This is a genomic window from Marinobacter sp. JSM 1782161 (assembly GCF_011421605.1).
Lineage (GTDB): Bacteria > Pseudomonadota > Gammaproteobacteria > Pseudomonadales > Oleiphilaceae > Marinobacter_A > Marinobacter_A bohaiensis.
Genome location: NZ_WSSA01000002.1, coordinates 1,589,826 through 1,607,082 on the forward strand (window position 1 = coordinate 1,589,826; position 17,257 = coordinate 1,607,082).

At 60.8% G+C, this 17,257-nt stretch carries 20 protein-coding genes; 7 read left to right on the forward strand and 13 right to left on the reverse strand.

What is annotated here, in order from left to right:
• The first annotated feature begins 149 nt into the window (after positions 1-149).
• Positions 150-431: a hypothetical protein gene (locus tag GQB00_RS07085; protein ID WP_111495179.1), complete on the forward strand. Its 282-nt coding sequence runs from the start codon at positions 150-152 to the stop codon at positions 429-431.
• A 9-nt stretch (positions 432-440) separates the two neighbouring features.
• Positions 441-638, forward strand: coding sequence for a hypothetical protein (locus GQB00_RS07090; RefSeq protein WP_111495177.1), 198 nt, complete (start codon positions 441-443; stop codon positions 636-638).
• Positions 639-685: 47 nt separating this feature from the next.
• Here GQB00_RS07090 and GQB00_RS07095 read toward each other — a convergent pair whose 3' ends face one another.
• From GQB00_RS07095 to rarD, 3 genes are all read right to left on the reverse strand, one after another.
• Complete coding sequence (locus GQB00_RS07095; protein WP_111495175.1) at positions 686-1,492, reverse strand: ABC transporter permease; 807 nt, start codon at positions 1,490-1,492, stop codon at positions 686-688.
• Positions 1,483-2,100 (reverse strand): ABC transporter ATP-binding protein, encoded by a 618-nt coding sequence (locus tag GQB00_RS07100; RefSeq protein ID WP_165855706.1) that lies wholly within the window; start codon positions 2,098-2,100, stop codon positions 1,483-1,485. Before GQB00_RS07100 ends, GQB00_RS07095 begins: the two co-directional genes overlap by 10 nt.
• Positions 2,101-2,231: 131 nt before the next feature.
• Entirely contained in the window at positions 2,232-3,137 is a 906-nt protein-coding gene (gene rarD, locus GQB00_RS07105; RefSeq protein ID WP_165855707.1) for an EamA family transporter RarD, read from the reverse strand.
• A 218-nt stretch (positions 3,138-3,355) separates the two neighbouring features.
• Between rarD and GQB00_RS07110 the strand changes: the two genes are divergently transcribed.
• Entirely contained in the window at positions 3,356-4,699 is a 1,344-nt protein-coding gene (locus GQB00_RS07110; protein ID WP_165855708.1) for a GMC oxidoreductase, read from the forward strand.
• Positions 4,692-5,048 carry a hypothetical protein gene (locus tag GQB00_RS07115; RefSeq protein ID WP_165855709.1) on the forward strand — a complete coding sequence of 119 codons (357 nt, stop codon included), beginning with the start codon at positions 4,692-4,694 and terminating at the stop codon, positions 5,046-5,048. The genes GQB00_RS07110 and GQB00_RS07115 overlap by 8 nt, the downstream gene beginning before the upstream one ends.
• Here GQB00_RS07115 and GQB00_RS07120 read toward each other — a convergent pair.
• The 5 genes from GQB00_RS07120 to GQB00_RS07140 form a co-directional block, all read right to left on the reverse strand.
• Positions 5,042-5,905, reverse strand: coding sequence for an ABC transporter permease (locus tag GQB00_RS07120; protein WP_165855710.1), 864 nt, complete (start codon positions 5,903-5,905; stop codon positions 5,042-5,044). The genes GQB00_RS07115 and GQB00_RS07120 overlap by 7 nt on opposite strands.
• 11 nt (positions 5,906-5,916) lie before the next feature.
• Complete coding sequence (locus tag GQB00_RS07125; RefSeq protein ID WP_111495163.1) at positions 5,917-6,777, reverse strand: ABC transporter permease; 861 nt, start codon at positions 6,775-6,777, stop codon at positions 5,917-5,919.
• Positions 6,774-7,856 (reverse strand): ABC transporter ATP-binding protein, encoded by a 1,083-nt coding sequence (locus tag GQB00_RS07130; RefSeq protein WP_207950627.1) that lies wholly within the window; start codon positions 7,854-7,856, stop codon positions 6,774-6,776. The genes GQB00_RS07125 and GQB00_RS07130 overlap by 4 nt, the downstream gene beginning before the upstream one ends.
• The gene (locus GQB00_RS07135; RefSeq protein ID WP_165855711.1) at positions 7,853-8,935 is read right to left on the reverse strand and encodes an extracellular solute-binding protein; all 1,083 of its coding nucleotides are present in this window, start codon (positions 8,933-8,935) and stop codon (positions 7,853-7,855) included. Before GQB00_RS07135 ends, GQB00_RS07130 begins: the two co-directional genes overlap by 4 nt.
• Before the next feature lie 599 nt (positions 8,936-9,534).
• Positions 9,535-10,416, reverse strand: a complete 882-nt coding sequence (locus tag GQB00_RS07140; RefSeq protein WP_111495159.1) for an AEC family transporter — start codon at positions 10,414-10,416, stop codon at positions 9,535-9,537.
• Between the two features lie 448 nt (positions 10,417-10,864).
• Here GQB00_RS07140 and GQB00_RS07145 point away from each other — a divergent pair, with 448 nt between their 5' ends.
• The 3 genes from GQB00_RS07145 to GQB00_RS07155 are packed head-to-tail and all read left to right on the forward strand — an operon-like array spanning position 10,865 to position 13,889.
• Positions 10,865-11,707 carry a formate/nitrite transporter family protein gene (locus tag GQB00_RS07145; RefSeq protein WP_165855712.1) on the forward strand — a complete coding sequence of 281 codons (843 nt, stop codon included), beginning with the start codon at positions 10,865-10,867 and terminating at the stop codon, positions 11,705-11,707.
• A gap of 57 nt (positions 11,708-11,764) precedes the next feature.
• Positions 11,765-13,486, forward strand: coding sequence for a bifunctional protein-serine/threonine kinase/phosphatase (locus GQB00_RS07150; RefSeq protein ID WP_165855713.1), 1,722 nt, complete (start codon positions 11,765-11,767; stop codon positions 13,484-13,486).
• A gap of 46 nt (positions 13,487-13,532) precedes the next feature.
• Complete coding sequence (locus GQB00_RS07155; RefSeq protein ID WP_165855714.1) at positions 13,533-13,889, forward strand: hypothetical protein; 357 nt, start codon at positions 13,533-13,535, stop codon at positions 13,887-13,889.
• A 209-nt stretch (positions 13,890-14,098) separates the two neighbouring features.
• Here GQB00_RS07155 and GQB00_RS07160 read toward each other — a convergent pair whose 3' ends face one another.
• From GQB00_RS07160 to GQB00_RS07180, 5 genes are all read right to left on the reverse strand, one after another.
• Positions 14,099-14,530 carry a bifunctional diaminohydroxyphosphoribosylaminopyrimidine deaminase/5-amino-6-(5-phosphoribosylamino)uracil reductase RibD gene (locus tag GQB00_RS07160; RefSeq protein ID WP_323127253.1) on the reverse strand — a complete coding sequence of 144 codons (432 nt, stop codon included), beginning with the start codon at positions 14,528-14,530 and terminating at the stop codon, positions 14,099-14,101.
• Positions 14,531-14,653: 123 nt separating this feature from the next.
• Positions 14,654-15,682, reverse strand: a complete 1,029-nt coding sequence (locus GQB00_RS07165; protein WP_165855715.1) for a hypothetical protein — start codon at positions 15,680-15,682, stop codon at positions 14,654-14,656.
• Between the two features lie 43 nt (positions 15,683-15,725).
• The gene (locus GQB00_RS07170; protein ID WP_165855716.1) at positions 15,726-16,346 is read right to left on the reverse strand and encodes a hypothetical protein; all 621 of its coding nucleotides are present in this window, start codon (positions 16,344-16,346) and stop codon (positions 15,726-15,728) included.
• Positions 16,336-16,839 carry a hypothetical protein gene (locus tag GQB00_RS07175; protein WP_165855717.1) on the reverse strand — a complete coding sequence of 168 codons (504 nt, stop codon included), beginning with the start codon at positions 16,837-16,839 and terminating at the stop codon, positions 16,336-16,338. The genes GQB00_RS07170 and GQB00_RS07175 overlap by 11 nt, the downstream gene beginning before the upstream one ends.
• Before the next feature lie 21 nt (positions 16,840-16,860).
• On the reverse strand, positions 16,861-17,226 hold the full coding sequence (locus GQB00_RS07180) for a hypothetical protein (RefSeq protein ID WP_165855718.1): 366 nt from the start codon (positions 17,224-17,226) through the stop codon (positions 16,861-16,863).
• Positions 17,227-17,257: the final 31 nt, after the last annotated feature.

Below are 17,257 nucleotides of genomic sequence, written 5' to 3' on the forward strand. Positions count from 1 at the left end.
TTTCGGGATACTGCCCCTTGAATTCGGATGGAATGACCCCATCTTGGAGAAGGACCAAGGGTATAAGCAGTCCCGTCAGTATGGATTCCTGATCATTCTGAACCTGATTTTTTAGCTGCGGCAAAAACTCACGGAAGAGGGAAGACGTCATGGAAGGATACACCGCGGAAGGACCGCAACCCGACTCAACCGAGTGCCCGCACCGTGATCACACGGACAGCGCACCGGTCCTGATCGGCGGCTTTGTCACTCTCTCGTCACTCGCCATCCTGATCCTGGTCAACCTGGAATCGGTATGGCCGGAACTGACGCAGTCCACGGGTATCGAACTACCCTACGAACACAAGCTCTGGCTACTGCCGATGTGCGTTACCTACGCCCTGGCCGGGCTGTTCTGGACAATGAGCCGCTGGAACCCACACCCCCACTAAGGAGGTCATTTGGATACCGTGCAATCGAGTATCGAACTGAAAACCGGAAACGGTCTGTGGATCGCCAAACACGATGGTCCCCATACCGCGCAACTGATCGACCTGTTTGGCAGCGACGAACTGCCCACCGCGTTCGAAAGCTCCACCCCGCGCGAGAAAGTCATCGCCTGCCTGCGCAAGCGTAATCCGGGTTTCCGGATTGGCTAAGCACGCCTTCCCCGAACCGGGCGCCTGAGCGCACCGGTCAGCGCACGTCATCGCGCCGGAGAACGGGTCAACCGATCCAGGCGCAGGCGTTCGCGCTCATCGAACAGACGCCGACTGCCCCAGGACACGGCCATCACCGTGCCAAACCCGGACCCGATGTTGATCGCGAACATCACCAGGATCTGATACTTCACCGCCACACCCGGCGAGCTGCCCGCCAGGATCTGGCCGGTCATCATGCCCGGCAGGGCCACAATCCCCGCCGCCGCCATGGCATTGATCGACGGGATCATGCCGCTGCGCATGGCATCGCGCCGGATATCACCGATCGCCTCGCGCCAGGTCTGGCCCAGCATCAGGCGCGCCTCGATCACCGCCCGCTGCCGCCAGACCGATTCGGTCAGCCGCTCCAGGCACAGCGACACGCCGGTCATGGCGTTGCCCAGGATCATGCCCAGCAGGGGGATGGCGTACTGGGGCGCGTACCAGGGATCGGGACCGATCACCACCGTGAGGACAAACACCGTCACCGCAAAGGACGACACGAACATGGCGCCAGTGCCCAGACCAAACGCCCACCACCCGGTGAGCCGCCGGTTCTGACGGGCCGTGACTTCGCGCCCGGCCACCAGCAGCATGACCATCGCCATGAGCAGCACCCAGACCGGGCTCGATGTGGAGAACAGCGCCTCCAGCACGACCCCGATCAGCGCCAGCTGCACGACGGTACGGCTTGCGGCGATCACCAGGCTGCGGGTCATACCCAGGCGTCCCAGATGGGTGAACAGGGCCAGCAGCAGGACCATGCTCGCCGCCAGGGCCAGCTTCCACCAGGCCAGATCGATCACGCCCATGACACCACCTCCAGTCCATGATCCGTGACGCGGACATGTCGGTCGGCAACGCGCTCAATCTGGGCGGGGTCGTGGGCAACCCACAAGGCGCAGAGGCGTCGCTGGTGAATGCAGCGGCGCAGCCAGTCTTCCGTGGCAAGGGTGCGTTCGGGGTCCAGGTTGCTGGTGGGTTCGTCCAACAGGATCGCCGACGGCCCGCTGACCAGCGCCCGCAGCAAGGCCAGCCGCTGGCGCTCGCCGGACGACAGGCGGCTGACGGACCAGCCCGTCACCTCGCTGACAAACCCGAGGGCGTGCAGGTCCGCCTCGGGCAGGTCGTCCGGGAAGTGGGCGCCCACCTGATCGAACCACCATTGGCTCTCGGCCGGGACCATCATCACCCGGCGGCGCCACTCATGGGCCGCCAGCGAGCCCTGTGAGCGGCCGTCGTGGCTGACCTGGCCGCCATGGGCCTCGAGGTCCGCTACCGCCCGTAACAGGCGACTCTTGCCCGAGCCGGAAGGACCGGACAGACACACCACTTCACCGGGCCGGACGTCCAGATGGACGTCCGAGAGGGAACCGACCGAGAGTGCCTGAATCGACAGGATGCCGGGAGACTGCGACATGGATGAAAGCACGCCTTCTGCTGAACGACAGCCGGGAGTGTAACCGACAATGGCGACCGTCGCCCCCCGCGAGCCGGATCTCATCAATCATCCCGGAATGCCCGGAACGGAACAGGCGCCCGCAGCGACTTTCAGGTCGCCTTGGCCGCCGCCACCGAACGCGTGTTCCAGGACGACCAGGAATACAGCAGCAGCGCCGCCCAGATGATGGCAAAGCTCACCAGCTGCGTCGTACTGAGCGGCTCGTTGAACACGAACAGGGCGATGAGGAACTGCAGGCTCGGGTTGATGTACATCAGGAAGCCGACGGTCGCCAGCTTCAGGCGCCGGGCCGCGCCGGCGAATGCCAGCAGCGGCAGGGCCGTGACCACACCGCTGGCCATCAGCAGGGCGGTGGCACGTGCGCCGTCACCGAAGTGGGACAGTCCCTCGGACGACAACCAGCCCAGGGCCATCAAACCCACCGGCAACAGCAACAGGGTTTCCACGAACAGTCCCGACAGACCGTCCAGCTCCACCTGTTTGCGCAGCAGACCGTAGGTGCCAAACGTGCCCGCCAGCACCAGCGTGATCCAGGGCAGGCTCCCCAGCACCACCAGCTGCACCAGGATACCAACGGCCGTCAGGATCACCGCGGCCATCTGCAAACGCACCATGCGCTCGCGCAGCACCAGCATCCCCAGACCCACGTTCACCAGCGGCGTCATGAAATAGCCGAGGCTGGCCTGCAGCACATGGTGGGTTTCCACCGCGTAGATGTAGATACCCCAGTTGGTGGCGATCAGCACCGCGCAGGCCAGCACCCGCCACAACTGGCGCGGGTTGCGGAAGGCGTCGCGCACCGGCGTCCAGCGCCGCAGCAGCGCGATCACCAGAGCCAGGAACACACTCGACCAGATAATCCGGTGGAACAGCACCTCGTACGCCGGCACCCCTTCGAACAACGCGAAGAACAGGGGGAAGCAGCCCCACATGGTGTACGCGCCCACCCCGAACAGGACGCCCTTGGTGATTTCCCCGGTGTTATCCGCCGACATAGGTTTCCCGCTAACGAAAAAGGAAACAAGCTAACACAACGGCGATGCCAATGAACGGGACAGATGGGCGACGCCCCACCCATACAGTTACTTGCATTTTTGTCCTATCCGGATCGCTTCGATGTAGCAAAAAAATCTATTGCCGACGTCGCCCTCACCGATACTGAAAAGAGATCGTGACTGTTTGCCCTTCGCCATCCTGATAGGGACATCGACCGGTGATCCTGGAAACCCCGCCACAACGGCACTACGACTTCGCCATCATCGGCAGCGGCCCGGCCGGCATCACCACCGCCCTGGCCCTGGGGCAGGCGTCCGGGCGCCGTATTGCGCTGATCGAGAGCGGCGGGCTGACCGCGTCTGCGACCGCCCAGGATCTGGCCCGCGTCGAACTGCACGGCGATCTGAGCGACGGCTACTTCCCCATGCACACCCAGCGCTGTTTCGGCGGCAGCTCCACCATCTGGGGCGGCTTCTGCGCCGTGCTGGAGGAACGCGCCTTCCTGGCGGGTGAATGGCCGATTCCCTTCGCCACGCTCAGCCGCTGGTACCCGGACGCCGCCGCCATCCTGGAACTGCCGGCCAATGCCAGCCACCGGGCGTCGGTCGCAATCCCGGACAGCGACACGCTGGTCTACAAACCCTTCTTCCTGAGCCCGCCCGTGCGCTTCAACCGGAAGTTCCATGAGCCCATCGCCAACCACACCGGCATTGATCTGGTTCTGAACGCAACCTGCACCCGGCTGCTGCATCGTCGCGGCCACGCCACGGCGCTCGAACTGCGCAGCACCTCCGCTCCGGAAACCCCGGCCATGCGGCTGACCGCCGACCGCTTCATCCTGGCCTGCGGCGGTATCGGTAATCCGCGGCTGCTGCAGCTGTCCGGGCTGGGAGACGATCTGCCGGTGGGTGTGGGGCTGATGGATCACCCGCACCTCTACGCCGTGGCGCACATGTATCTGGACTGGCCGCGCCTGCAGCCGGTTATCGACGAAGGCGAACGCGTGGTGCACGCCCTGCAGCTGGCGGATGACTACTGCGTCGAGCAGGGCCTGATCTCGCTCAGCGCCGACTTCAACCGCGTTCAGGTCACCTCCGAGCCCCTGCTGGGCCGGCGTCGCGAGGCGCTCCTGACCCCCGTCAGCCTGCGTGCCGAATTGCCGCCCCACCCATTCAACCGGGTATCGGACAGCGACCAGCACAACGCCCTGGGGCAGCCACGGCCCCGGGTCGATTTCCATTTCGCCTTCGATGAGCTGGCCCGGACCACCTGGAACCACTTTGCCCGGGCCCTGCTGCACTCTGGCCTGGGACGCCCCTCCCTGCTGGCACCCACGTTCAGGATTCACGGCGGCGGCCACCTGATGGGCACCACCCGGATGGGGCTGTCACCGGACACCTCGGTGGTGGATCGTCATTGCCGGGTCCACACCACCGACAACGTCTACGTTGCAGGGTCGTCAGTGTTCCCCGCCGGCGGCGCGTCCAACCCCACCTTCACCATCGTCGCGCTGGCGCTGCGGCTGGCGGACCACCTGCTGGGAGGCATCCAGCATGGATAGGCGAACGTTTTTACGTGGGCTGGCCGGGCTGGTGGCCTGGAGCTGGCTGGGCCGGGTCGATGCCGACGGGCTGGACGGCAGCACGATGTCGAATGCGCTCTCGCGGGAGTTGGCCGCGCTTTCCGAACACCACTTCGGCGGCTATGCCCGTCAGTTCTCGGCCGACACCCTACGGGCGCAACTGGCCCGGGCAGGCGTGATCTCCGCCGACGGTATCGACCGCCAACGCCTGGCGATGCTGGCGCGCGAGGAGCCACTGCACGTCTACCAGGGGTTCTACTACGCGCCGACCGAACTCGACCTCTACGCCCTGGCCTACCTCACCCACCGCCCGCCGCTGGGCTACTGAGACCGGCCCTTGCCGCCGCGGCCCATGGCGAGCACGGCCAGCAGCGCCGAGCCCACCATCAGCAACAGCGCCACGGCGTTGAGCACCGGCGTCGAACCTTCCCGCAGCCGGTTGAACAGGGCGACGGTCAGCGGCGTGTCGCTGCCGGTGAGCATCACGGTGGTGTTGAAGTTCTCGAAGGACATCAGGAACGCCATGGCGGCCGCGCCAAGAATCGACGGCATCAGCCACGGCAGGGTAACGGTGAACCAGGCCACCACCGGCGTTGCGCCGAGGTTGAGGGCCGCCTCTTCCAATTGGCGATCAAACTTGCGCAGGCGCGCCGCGATCACCAGGGTGCACAGGGTGGTGATAAACGCCACCTGGCCGGCGATCACCAGCGGCAGCCCCGGCCGGAACACGTCCAGCTCGATGCCCCACTGCTGGGACGCCTCGTTGGCCATCCCGCTGTAGAACACCAGGATCGACACACCGAGAATCACACCCGGAATCACCAGCGGCAGCAGCATCACCAGATACAGCAGCTCCTTGCCCCGAAATTCCAGCCGCTCGAACAGGATGGCGTTGGCGCAGCCGATCGCCACGCACAACAGCGTCACCCAGAAGGCCACCACCACGCTGACCCACAGCGCCGACAGCAGGCCGTCGTCGTGGAACAGGCCGGTGCGCCCGCCGCTGCCGTCGGCGAAGAACCAGTCCAGGGTGAAGCCTTGCCAGGGCAGCGAGGGAAAAGGCGCGTCATTGAAGGCAAACACCGCCGTCACCAGCAGCGGCAGCGCCAGATACAGGAAGAACACCACCAGGTACGCCAGATACAGGCGATCAAACCAGGCCGAACGCGGAACCGATCGCAGCATGACTTACCCCATTACCCCATCACCTTGCGGAGATTCTGCCCGGTCACCCGCAGGCCGGCCCAGACGATCACCGAGGACAGCACCAGCAGCAACACGCCCAGCGCCGCGCCCTGTTCCCAGTTAAAGCGGGTGATGAACTGGGTGAAGATCTGCTCGGTGAACCAGGCGCTGTCCTTGCCGCCCATCAGGATCGGCGTCAGGTAGCTGCCCAGGGTCAGCATGAACACCACAATGCAGCCGGAGACCACGCCGGGCATGGCCCAGGGCAGGATGATCTCGCGCAGCACGGTCCAGTGGTTGCCGCCCAGGTCGTAGCCGGCCTCGACGATGTGCTCGTCCATGCCGTCGAGCGTGGTCACTAGGGGCACTACCATGAACAGCAGACCGTTGTAGACCAGGCCGACGATGACTGCGGCGTCGTTGTAGAGCATCTCCACCGGCCCGTCCGCCAGCCCCACGGCCTGCAGGATCGCACTGAACAGGCCGCTTTCGCGCAGCAGGATCATCCAGCCGTAGGTGCGCACCAGTTCACTGGCCCAGAACGGGATCAGGCAGGCCAGGAACAGGACCCCTTTCGACCGCCCACGCGCCAGCCGGGCGATGTACCAGGCGATGGGAAAGGCGATCACCAGGGTCAGGAAGGTGGTGAACAGGGACATCACGCCGGTGCGCACAAACGTGCGCCAGTAGTAGGACTCGGAGAAGAAGTTGCCGTACTGCTCCAGGCCGAAAGCCACCGTGTCCCAGGTCTCGCGAACGTGGAACGACACCCGCAGCATCTGCAGGTGCGGCAGGACCACCAGCAGCACGATCCACAGCACGAACGGCGCCATCAGCAGGCACAGAGAGAGCTTGCCGGCGGACGGTCTCATGCGGCGAACACCGTGGCCCGTCGCGGGTCCCAGGACAGGTTCAGGGACGCATCCGCCGCGAGCTGGCCCACCGAGCCGTCCTGGGGCAGGCGCGCGAACAGCGTATGCCCCGCCGCGCTGGCCTCAACCCGGCTGTTGGCGCCGTCGAACAGCGTGGTGATGACCCGGCCGCGCAACTGCGAGACGCCCTCCGGGGACAGCATCAGCGACTCCGGTCTCACGAACAGGTCCGCCGTAGCGCCAGCTTCCAGGGCATCACCGGCGATCCGTCCACACACTTCCGAGCCGTCCGCCAGCCGCAGGTACGCCAGCTCGCCCTCCCGCCGCGACACTTCACCGCGCAGGCGGTTGTTGTCCCCCACGAAACCGGCCACGAATGGGGTGGCGGGCTCGCGGTACAGGGTTTCCGGCGCGGCCACCTGTTCGAACCGGCCCTGGCGCATCACGGCGACGCGGTCGGACATGACCATGGCTTCGGACTGGTCGTGGGTGATGTAAACGAAGGTGGTGCCGAAGGCCTTCTGCAGGTGCTTGAGTTCCACCTTCATCTGCTCGCGCAGCTTGAGGTCCAGCGCGCCCAGGGGCTCGTCCAGCAACAGCAGCGTGGGTTCCAGCACCAGGCAGCGGGCCAGGGCCACGCGCTGGCGCTGGCCGCCGCTCAACTGTGCCGGCTGGCGGTCCGCCAGATCCGGCAGGCCGACCTGCTCCAGCACCCGGGCAATGCGCTGACGACGCTCCGCCGCCGGCACCTTGCGCCGCTTCAGACCGTAGCCGATGTTGTCCCCCACCGTCATGGTGGGGAACAGCGCCAGGTGCTGGAACACCATGTTCACCGGCCGGCGATTGGGCGGCACCTCGTTCATGCGCTCGCCGCGGATGCGGATTTCCCCCGCATCGGGCCGGTCGAAGCCGGCCAGCATGCGCAGCAGCGTGGTCTTGCCGCAGCCGGACGGCCCGAGGATGGAGAAAAACGAGCCGGCCGGGACGTCCAGGGACACCCGGTCGACCGCCGCGTGACTGCCGAAGCGGCGGACGAGCTGGTCGCAGAACAGGTCCGGGGTGGCGTCACCCCCGCTCAATTGGCGGCCTGTACGCGGTCGAGCACCTGCCCTTCCATCGACTCCAGTCCCGGCGGCACCGACGGGTACCACTTGATGTTGTTCAGGGCGTCCTCGTCGAAGCTCTGGCGGTAGGCGTCGCGCAGATCGGCTTTAACGAACTCGTCGGCACCCTTGGAGGCGGTGAAGTTGCCCGACTGGTTGGTAATCTTCGCGGCGATCTCCGGCTGCATCACGAAATTGATCCACTGGTAGGCGGCGTCCACGTTCTCGCTGCGGCGCGGCAGGGCGAACGTATCGATCCAGCCCAGGGCGCCGGACTCGGGCGCCACGAAGCGGATCGACGGGTCCTCGGCGTGCAGCTTCCAGCCGCCGGCGTCCCAGGCCATGGCGGCGGTCACCTCGCCGGTGCGGATCAGGGACAGCAGTTGGTCGCCACCGGTCCAGTAGGTTTTCACATTGGGTTTGCAGTCGATCAGCTTGTCCTCAACCTTGGCCATGATCGACTCATACCGGTCGGGATCGTTATAGGCCGCGAACGGATCTTCGCCCAGGGCAAAGGCAAAGCCGATCAGCGTGGGACGTTTGAGACGGTAGCTCACCTTGCCGGCCACCGCGTCGCTGCACAGGTCCGTGTAATCGGTCACCTGGTCGGCAACCGCGTCGTTGACGATCAGGCCGCTGGTGCCCCACACCGCCGGCACACCGTACTGTTGGCCGTTCAGCGACGTGGACTCTTGCGTGGCCTTGAGCATGGAGGGCTGGATCTGGGCGGCGTCGATGCGGCTCACGTCGATGGGCTGGTAAACGTTGAACTGACGCTGCACCCCGATGATGCGGTCCTGGCTGGGCTGGGCCAGATCGAAGCCGGCGCCGCCGGTGGCCCGCAGCTTGGAGATCATGTCTTCGTTGTTGGACAGGGTCACCTGCACGTCGATGCCGGTTTCTTCCTCGAACTGCGCCACCACGTCATCGGGCGCGTAGCCGCCCCAGGTGATCAGCCGCAGTTCCTCGGCACTCGCGTGGGTCGAGAACAGCGCGGTTACGAGCGCCGTGGCGATGCCGGTTCGGGTCAGGGATGTCCAGTGCTTGCCTTCCATGCTGCTTCCTCGCGTCTGCCATTCAATCGGCCCCGGCAGGACACAACAACCGGGGATTCATTGGGTTACCAGAACGGTATAGACCAGATATGACACTTTGGTGAAATCTGCAGCAGGAAACGGGCCATTCGGATGGCCGGGGTCATTTGGATCAATGAGCAGAAAAGCGCGGATACCCCAAGCCCATGTAGCGGATGCTTTAGCTTCCGAGCAGGCCGCAGGCCTGCCCGATAGACCCATCAAGGGCCCTGGCAGGCCCCTCCGAAACTGAAGTTTCGGCTACATTCCACTCGCGGTAACCGCCAGAGTTCACCGATACCCGGCACCCATGTAGCGGACGCTTTAGCTTCCGAGCAGGCCGCAGGCCTGCCCGATACACGAAACCGGGCCCTCGCGGGGCCCTCCGAAACTGAAGTTTCGGCTACATTCCACTCGCGATAACCGCCGGAGTTCACCGATACCCGGCACCCATGTAGCGGACGCTTCAGCTTCCGAACAGGCCGCAGGCCTGCCCGATACGCGAAACCAGGGCCCTGGCAGGCCCCTCCGAAACGGACGTTTCGGGTACATTCTCGGTGCGCGCCATCCGCGACAGCCGTCTAGAAGAAGTGCAGCGCCACAAACACCGCCAGCAGCGAGAACGGCATGCTCAGCAGGATCACGGCGGCAATGTCGTCCTTGGGACCGTCGTAGTGGGTGGCCAGGATGTAGCTGATCACCGCCACCGGCATGCTGGCCTGGATCAGCAGGGTATGGGCGACGATCGACGGCAGCGGCAGCACGGCGATCACGGCCGCCGCCGCACCCATACCCAGAACCACCCGGCCGATGGACAGGCCCACGATACGCCCCACCTGCCCCATCTCCTTGAGGTTGATGGTCGACAGCGAACGCCCCAGAAGCAGCAGCATCACCGGAATGGTCATACCGGCCAGCATGTCGAGCGTGCGCGTGACCGTCTCCGGCGCCTGCAGGCCCGTGGCGATCCAGATCAGCCCGAGGATCAGCGCGATAATCGAGGCATTCGACAGGATCGCCTTGAGCGAGAAGCGTCCCGACAACAGCCACACACCCAGGGTGAAATGGCTGATCTGGACCACGGTGGAGATCACCACCGCGTGCACCAGCGCCTCCTCGCCCAACAAGGAGAACACCAACGGAATCCCCAGGTTGCCTGTGTTGGGATTCACCAGCATCGACAGGTAGCCGCGCACTTCGAGCCCGGCCAGTTTCAGGGCAATGGCACCGACCACGGCCGACAGTGCCAGCACCGCGAGGATGGCGGTGAAGGTGTCGGACACCGACCACACCGGCGTGTCCATGCCCAGCAGCGCCTTGAGGATCAGCGCCGGCAGGCCGATCAACGTCACCAGCTTAGACAGATTGGGGGAATCCAGCAGCGTCGTTTTGATCCCGAGAAAAAGCCCGAGCCCGGCACAGAACACCACGGGGAACAACGCATTCAGGTAAGCCGACAGCACTCTCCACTCCTCCAGGCGATAACACGGCCGGCCATTGTAGCGTCCCGGAGGGACTTTCGCAGCGTGATCAATGAAGTAGCACAAATCGCAGGGGAACGTGCCGACGAACCAGAATAGTGCGCCAAAGACACCAACTGGCCGCCGGACACCCCGGCAACGCATCCGCCCCCAGATCGCAACCGAATGAATCCATTCATGTTTTCACATGAATCCGGAAACGGGCACGGCAGTTGCTCTGAATCCAGTGCCGGCACCACGCCGGCCTGGCAAACATACCGGAGCTCTCGGGCTCTCCCGGACAACGACGTCCGCAACCACCGGCACACCCGGTGCGCTGCCGGCGTCGTTTTTTTATGCCCGAAGGTTTTGTGCCCGACGACAAGAAAGCCGTCCATGCGAGGCGGCCCGACAGCGATTCAACACGTGATCACTGAGTGAGGTAGCTACCATGTCCTATCTGGTTCCTTCAGAATTCGTCACCAAGATGGTGGACGCCGGCGAATCCAAGATCTACATGTCCACCCGCGACACCCTGATCCGCGCCTACATGGCCGGCGCCATCCTGGCCCTGGCGGCGGTCTTTGCGGTCACCGTCGCGGTGCAGACCGGCGTCTTCCTGATCGGCGCCATACTGTTCCCCATCGGCTTCTGCATGCTCTACCTGATGGGCTTCGACCTGCTGACCGGGGTCTTCATGCTCACGCCCCTGGCCTTGCTCGACAAACGCCCCGGCGTCACCGTCGGCCAGATCCTGCGTAACTGGGGCTGGGTGTTCCTGGGCAACTTTGCCGGCGCCCTGACCGTCGCCTTCATGATGGCGTTCATCTTCACCTACGGCTTCAACGCCGACCCCGGCCCGGTGGGCCAGAAGATCGCCGGCATCGGCGAATCCCGGACCCTGGGCTACGCCGAGTACGGCGCCGCCGGCTGGATCACCATTTTCATCCGCGGCATGCTGTGCAACTGGATGGTGTCCATGGGCGTGGTCGGCGCGATGGTTTCCACCAACGTGACCGGCAAGGTGCTGGCCATGTGGATGCCGATCATGCTGTTCTTCTTCATGGGCTTCGAGCACTCGGTGGTGAACATGTTCCTGTTCCCGTCCGCGATGATCATGGGTGGCGGCTTCTCCATCGCCGACTACTTCATCTGGAACGAGATCCCCACGGCGCTGGGCAACCTGGTGGGCGGCCTCGCCTTCACCGGCCTGACCCTGTACACCACCCACGTGCGGACCGCGCCCAAGCGCAAGATCGACACGCATCCTTCTACCGAGCGGGCGACCGCCTGAGGCGGCTTGCCGTCCCGGAACACCTCCGCCTCAGCGGCGGGGGTGTCCGCTCTGGATATGGAAAACCGACTGACCATTGCCCTCGGCCAGCACACCGACCGCGGGCACAAACCGTCCAACCAGGACTTCCACGGCTGCCACATCCCGACCGGTTCGATGCGGGATATCAAGGGCATTGCCCTGGCCATGGCGGATGGCATCAGCAGCAGCGATGTCAGCCACATCGCCAGCGAAACCGCCGTGCGCGCCTTTCTGGACGACTACTACTGCACCTCCGACGCCTGGTCCGTGCGCCACGCGATGGAACGGGTGCTGACCGCCACCAACGGCTGGCTGCACTCCCAGACCCAACGCAGCGACGCCCGCTTCGACAAGAACCGCGGCTACGTCTGCACCCTCAGTGCGCTGGTGTTCAAGGCCGACCGGGCGCACCTGATCCACGCGGGCGACACCCGCATCTACCGTCTGAACGAGGCCGGGCTGGAACAGCTGACCCACGATCATCGCATCTGGGTCTCGCCCGAAGAGAACTACCTGAGCCGGGCGCTGGGCATCGATGAGACGGTGGAACTCGATTACCGGTCCGTCGCCATCCGGCCGGGCGACCTGTTTATCCTGGCCACCGACGGCGTCTACGAACACGCCGACACCGCCTTCATTCTCCATTGCTGCCAGGAATACGCCGACGATCTGAACGAAGCCGCAAGGCGCATCATCGACCACGCCCTCTACAACGGCAGCAACGACAACCTGACCCTGCAGATCGCTCGGGTGGATTCGCTCCCTCGGGCCACCACGCCCGATTTCCACGCCACCATCGCCGACCTGCCCCTGCCGCCGGTACTGGAAGACCGTGCGAACTTCGACGGCTACACCGTCCTGCGCGAACTGCACGCCACCAGCCGCAGCCACGTCTATCTGGCGGAAGATCCGGACAGCGGCGAACGGGTCGTGCTGAAGCTGCCATCCATCGACCTGCAACAGGACGAGGACTACCTGGAGCGGCTGCTGATGGAGGAGTGGATCGCCCGCCGCGTCCACAGCGCGCACGTCATGAAAGCCGGCCCGCAGACGCGCCAGCGCCAGTACCTCTACACGGTCACGGAATACATCGAGGGACAGACCCTGAAGCAGTGGCTGGCCGACAACCCGCAGCCGGATCTGGAAACCGTGCGCGGCCTGGTCGAGCAGATCAGCAAGGGCCTGTACGCCCTGCACCGGATGGAAATCCTGCACCAGGACCTGAAGCCGGACAACGTGATGATCAACACCCACGGCACCGTGCGCCTGATTGACCTGGGCGCCGCCCGGGTGGCCGGCATCGAGGAAGCGCGCACCGACCACGATCCCCTCGCCCTGCCCGGCACCGCGCTGTATATGGCGCCGGAGTATTTCATAGGCGAAGTGGGCACCGCGCGGTCCGATCTCTACTCCCTGGCCGTGCTCACCTATCACCTGCTGTCCGGCCGTTTTCCCTACGGCCCGGATGTGGCCAAAGCCAAAACCGCCGCCGCCCAGCGCACCCTGAAGTACCGCTCGGTGCTGGACGATGAACGCCCGATTCCAGCCTGGATCGACGAAACCCTGAAAAAGGCCCTGCACCCCAACCCGGACAAACGCTACCAGGAGTTGTCCGAGTTTACTTACGACCTGCGGCATCCTAATAAGGCTTATCTCAACAAGACGCGGCCACCGCTGCTGGAGCGAAATCCGGTGGCGGTTTGGCAGGGGATTTCGGCGGTTCTGGCGGCGGCGGTGGTTTATTTGTTGGTGCGGTAGCTTCCATAAATGCTGAGAACAACACCCGCCGCAGAGGCGCTATGGAGTGTTCACTGCAGCTTGGGAAGTCCATAACCAACTACAACTACTTGTTAACTTTGAACTGGCGTATGGCATCTATCTCATCACTCGCGCGATCTGCCCTTTTAGTCCTGGAGCAGATACTCGTCGTGAAGTAACCACCATCAGAGGGATAAACATAGACGAGATAGGACTCATCCAGTTCAAAGCTCATACCACACAAACAACAAGCGTTCGCAATCTTCGTCGTAAACGTCTGTTCACGATAGTTTCCGAACTGTTCAACAACTCTAAATGTGGTGATTTCGGTCTTTTCCGCATCTTCCAGGCGCTGAACGCTCTCTACTCTTGCTACCGCCACAAAGGCTCCAACATCGCTTGATACCCACTTTGGGAGATCCGCTTCGAGTTCGCCGTGCGGAACGCAACTGCAAGCTAACGCTGTTGAAGGGAGCCCTATGAATAAGGCAAAAAAAAGAGGTCTAAGATTCATAGAAAGTTAACGCTGAATGTTAAGCGGCGCCTGCGGAGCGCAGCGTAGTAGGCGTCCGGCGGACGGCCGTCAGGCCGGCAGCAAACTTGAACAATTGGTCAACTGTTGCCCAAGTAGGGCTCCAAAAATTCACCGACTTCTCCCGAATAAACACCCTGAACGACATCGACACCAGCTTGGCGTAATTTTTCTAGGCTCTTGCCATTGTTTCTTGGGTCAGGATCAACCAGTGCGACAACTACGCGTTTAATTCCCTGTTTAATCAATGTATCCGCACACGATGGCGTTCGACCATGGAATGAACAAGGCTCCAGTGTCACATAAGCCGTCAGCCCCGTTAAGAGTCCGGAACACTTTGCTAAGGCATCAGCCTCAGCATGATATCCACCGGGAGCTTTCGTGTAACCGGTAGCGACTATCTCTCCATCTCTTACCAACACGCATCCAATAGGGGGATTCGGAAAACAAGATGGTAATGCCTTTTTGGACTCAGATAGAGCGAGGGCCATGAACGTTTCGTGTGATGCCACTCTTTCTCCTACAGTTAACGCCCGGCTCAACTGCGGCCAAACCGGAGCGGATTTTGTGTTAAAGTGTAGCGCAGCGAAACCACAAAAACTGCGCAGGTTTGGACGTCAGCGTGGAGCCGTTTGTTATGCATTTTGTGTTTTAACAAAGAATACCTGCGTATTTAAATTTAAGTACTCAAGAGCTGCGCTGAGCTTTTTTACAAACCGTTCATCCCTAGAAACAACCACCTGGCAAAAGCCCGCCATTGAAGCGTGAATAGCATCACTTTGAGCAGAAACAAACCGCCTTTCATTATGTTGTTTTGTGTCGGGGAAATAGCCCACCATGTTTAGCATATTATAAATCGCATGTATTTTCTCATGTGTATGGAGTGCTCGCTCAGGTTGGGCTGCTGCCTGTTTGAATGATAAGAACTGCTCAACGCTAATGTTCTTAAAATGCTCTTCCTTCTTCTGTACCAGCTCCCATATTTTTTTAACGACGTCAGGAGATTCAATGTTGTTTAGCTCCACGGGCCCGAGTTGTATAGAACCTCGAAAATCACTGACTCCAGACCAGTCTACGCCATCACCAATATCTTCTTGCATTCTGGATTCAATTTCGGAAATCGAACGCTCAAAGTCTGCCAAAAGTTCAGTTTTCTTTGCTCGAAGAACCTCGGCTAACCCAGGAACTTCATCGTCGGTTTCCGCTCCCAGGGATTCTATTTTTTCAACCAGAGCAGAAAATGTAGCCCTTTGCTCCCCATATAGCGATGCAAAATCCAAATTCGGCTGCCCTCCGAAGAATTTATGTAGCCATTTGTTTCCGGCTGCAACAACATCATCCTCTTCTGCTCTTTCTCTATCTAAGTAATCCTGATAGACGTACTCTACTCCAGTGCTGTTTACTGTCGCATCGCCCTTAATTAAAAAGCTACCTGCTTCCACATTTATCCTAACATGGTAGGCTTCTAGCTTCTTTAGGATTTCTATGAACTTAAAGGCATTCTCGCCGGATCTCTTGATTTCTTTGAGAGTTTCATCCGAATAAACCACATGAAACTTAGAAGAAAGCTCATCCATAAGACCTGTATTACCTTTAACAAATAAATCCAATATGTTTTGGTCTAAATATGCCAATGGCTTTTCGATTTTAAGTTCGTATTCCATATGTGCTTACTGGTTGCATAACGCTTGCAGCAGGGGCGCGACATCAGGAGAGTCCCTTGCCTGCGTTTGTTAGCTGATTTCCCAAAGCCTCTTTGATAGCGCCCCAAAATCGTTCGCGATCAAACGATTTTCGATCGTATGGATAGCGTTCAGCAAGCTTCGAGCCCAATACTTTTGGTGCGTCGGAACAATGATCAGTCAACAGTACGAGGGTAACTGCAGACTGCTCGTGTGGCACCAGTGTTTGATGATATACACCACGAGGAACCTCATAACGACTCCCGGACCGACGTAATTCATCCACTTCTGCAAAGGCATCGACTTCATTAGATGTTCTAACTATCTCTGAACCACCACTATAATAACTAACGGAGTATTCACACCACTCCGTCCCCGGCTGAACACGGTACTGTAAGTCCCTCACCGCTCCCGCCAGTACGAGGCTCTCCAATCTGTAAGTATGGGTATGAATAGGCCAATCGGGGTTTTTGACTCTTCGCTCACCTTCAGGCCAATAATGCACGCGTGCAATATGGCTTGAAGAAACTTCGTCGATAACACAGGAGACGAACCCAAGCGGATGCCAAAGCGGAACCAAATTGGCCGAGAGAGAGCTAAAGTTTTCTCGAAGAAAACTGAGCACATCTGAAATTTCAGTTTTCATATGGATTTTTCGACTCCCGACACGCCTGGAGAACAACCTTCGGTGTAATTTTGTTACACAGCTCCGTCATTCCGGCCCTTTCAAGGGCATCAGATACATCACTTTCCTCAATCTGGGCGAATTCAATTCCACGCCGCATACCATCAAGGTCTACTTTCGTCCCCTGATCTCGCGCAAACTCCATTGATGTCTCAAAGTGTTCATAGATGAAATGATCTCGGTTGATTTTGAGCGCCGGTTGTCGACGGTCTTCCACTGTTATGATCATTGCCTCGTCATTTGAATCTATCCTAACAGGATCAAATGAAGCACTTAGATATAAATCTATGATCACCCTTCGATTATTTGAATACCAAGAACAAATAACAACAGTTACTAAAATCTGTAGGGCGACGGTGTCGGCATCGTACTGTTTTCCCTTATCGATTGAGTTTATTTTGCTTCGGTATGACGCGTGCTTTTCGCACAATGCCTTATTGTTGGGGTCGATCACGCAAGCACTAATATGGCAGTTTTATCGATCTGCCAAGGCTGGGAGAACCTTACCTCGCATATACCGGCCAAAGTTTCCCTTATAACGCCACCTCGTGGCCGTGCTCAACAGCTTGTCGAATTCCTTAGTTATTTTTCCGGCTTCAAGCTCAGCCATACCTTCGGCAGTTTTTTGTCGAGGAATAAAAGAGCTCACTACCCACAATAAAAACAGTGACGTGATAATTGCTGCCGCAATAGCTCTAATATATCCAAGCAGCGTTTCGATGAAGGGTAATGTGCTGAGCTTCCAATCGAGCAGTAACGCAATCGTAAACAAAGCGATCAACAGCACAACGAAGGTTCGCCGGTATTTTTGGGGCAACGTGAGAATTGATTGTGCATCCATCTTTTATTTTTAACCCAAAAGAAATGTTTAT

What these genes read in the sequence shown, in the direction of transcription:
- rarD (WP_165855707.1), bottom strand. Translation starts at nt 3,137, where the DNA reads ATGTCGGCGGATAACACCGGGGAAATCACCAAGGGCGTCCTGTTCGGG.
- GQB00_RS07095 (WP_111495175.1), bottom strand. Translation starts at nt 1,492, where the DNA reads ATGGGCGTGATCGATCTGGCCTGGTGGAAGCTGGCCCTGGCGGCGAGC.
- GQB00_RS07165 (WP_165855715.1), bottom strand. Translation starts at nt 15,682, where the DNA reads ATGGAATACGAACTTAAAATCGAAAAGCCATTGGCATATTTAGACCAA.
- GQB00_RS07150 (WP_165855713.1), top strand. Translation starts at nt 11,765, where the DNA reads ATGGAAAACCGACTGACCATTGCCCTCGGCCAGCACACCGACCGCGGG.
- GQB00_RS07145 (WP_165855712.1), top strand. Translation starts at nt 10,865, where the DNA reads ATGTCCTATCTGGTTCCTTCAGAATTCGTCACCAAGATGGTGGACGCC.
- GQB00_RS07115 (WP_165855709.1), top strand. Translation starts at nt 4,692, where the DNA reads ATGGATAGGCGAACGTTTTTACGTGGGCTGGCCGGGCTGGTGGCCTGG.
- GQB00_RS07180 (WP_165855718.1), bottom strand. Translation starts at nt 17,226, where the DNA reads ATGGATGCACAATCAATTCTCACGTTGCCCCAAAAATACCGGCGAACC.
- GQB00_RS07100 (WP_165855706.1), bottom strand. Translation starts at nt 2,100, where the DNA reads ATGTCGCAGTCTCCCGGCATCCTGTCGATTCAGGCACTCTCGGTCGGT.
- GQB00_RS07125 (WP_111495163.1), bottom strand. Translation starts at nt 6,777, where the DNA reads ATGAGACCGTCCGCCGGCAAGCTCTCTCTGTGCCTGCTGATGGCGCCG.
- GQB00_RS07170 (WP_165855716.1), bottom strand. Translation starts at nt 16,346, where the DNA reads ATGAAAACTGAAATTTCAGATGTGCTCAGTTTTCTTCGAGAAAACTTT.
- GQB00_RS07135 (WP_165855711.1), bottom strand. Translation starts at nt 8,935, where the DNA reads ATGGAAGGCAAGCACTGGACATCCCTGACCCGAACCGGCATCGCCACG.
- GQB00_RS07120 (WP_165855710.1), bottom strand. Translation starts at nt 5,905, where the DNA reads ATGCTGCGATCGGTTCCGCGTTCGGCCTGGTTTGATCGCCTGTATCTG.
- GQB00_RS07085 (WP_111495179.1), top strand. Translation starts at nt 150, where the DNA reads ATGGAAGGATACACCGCGGAAGGACCGCAACCCGACTCAACCGAGTGC.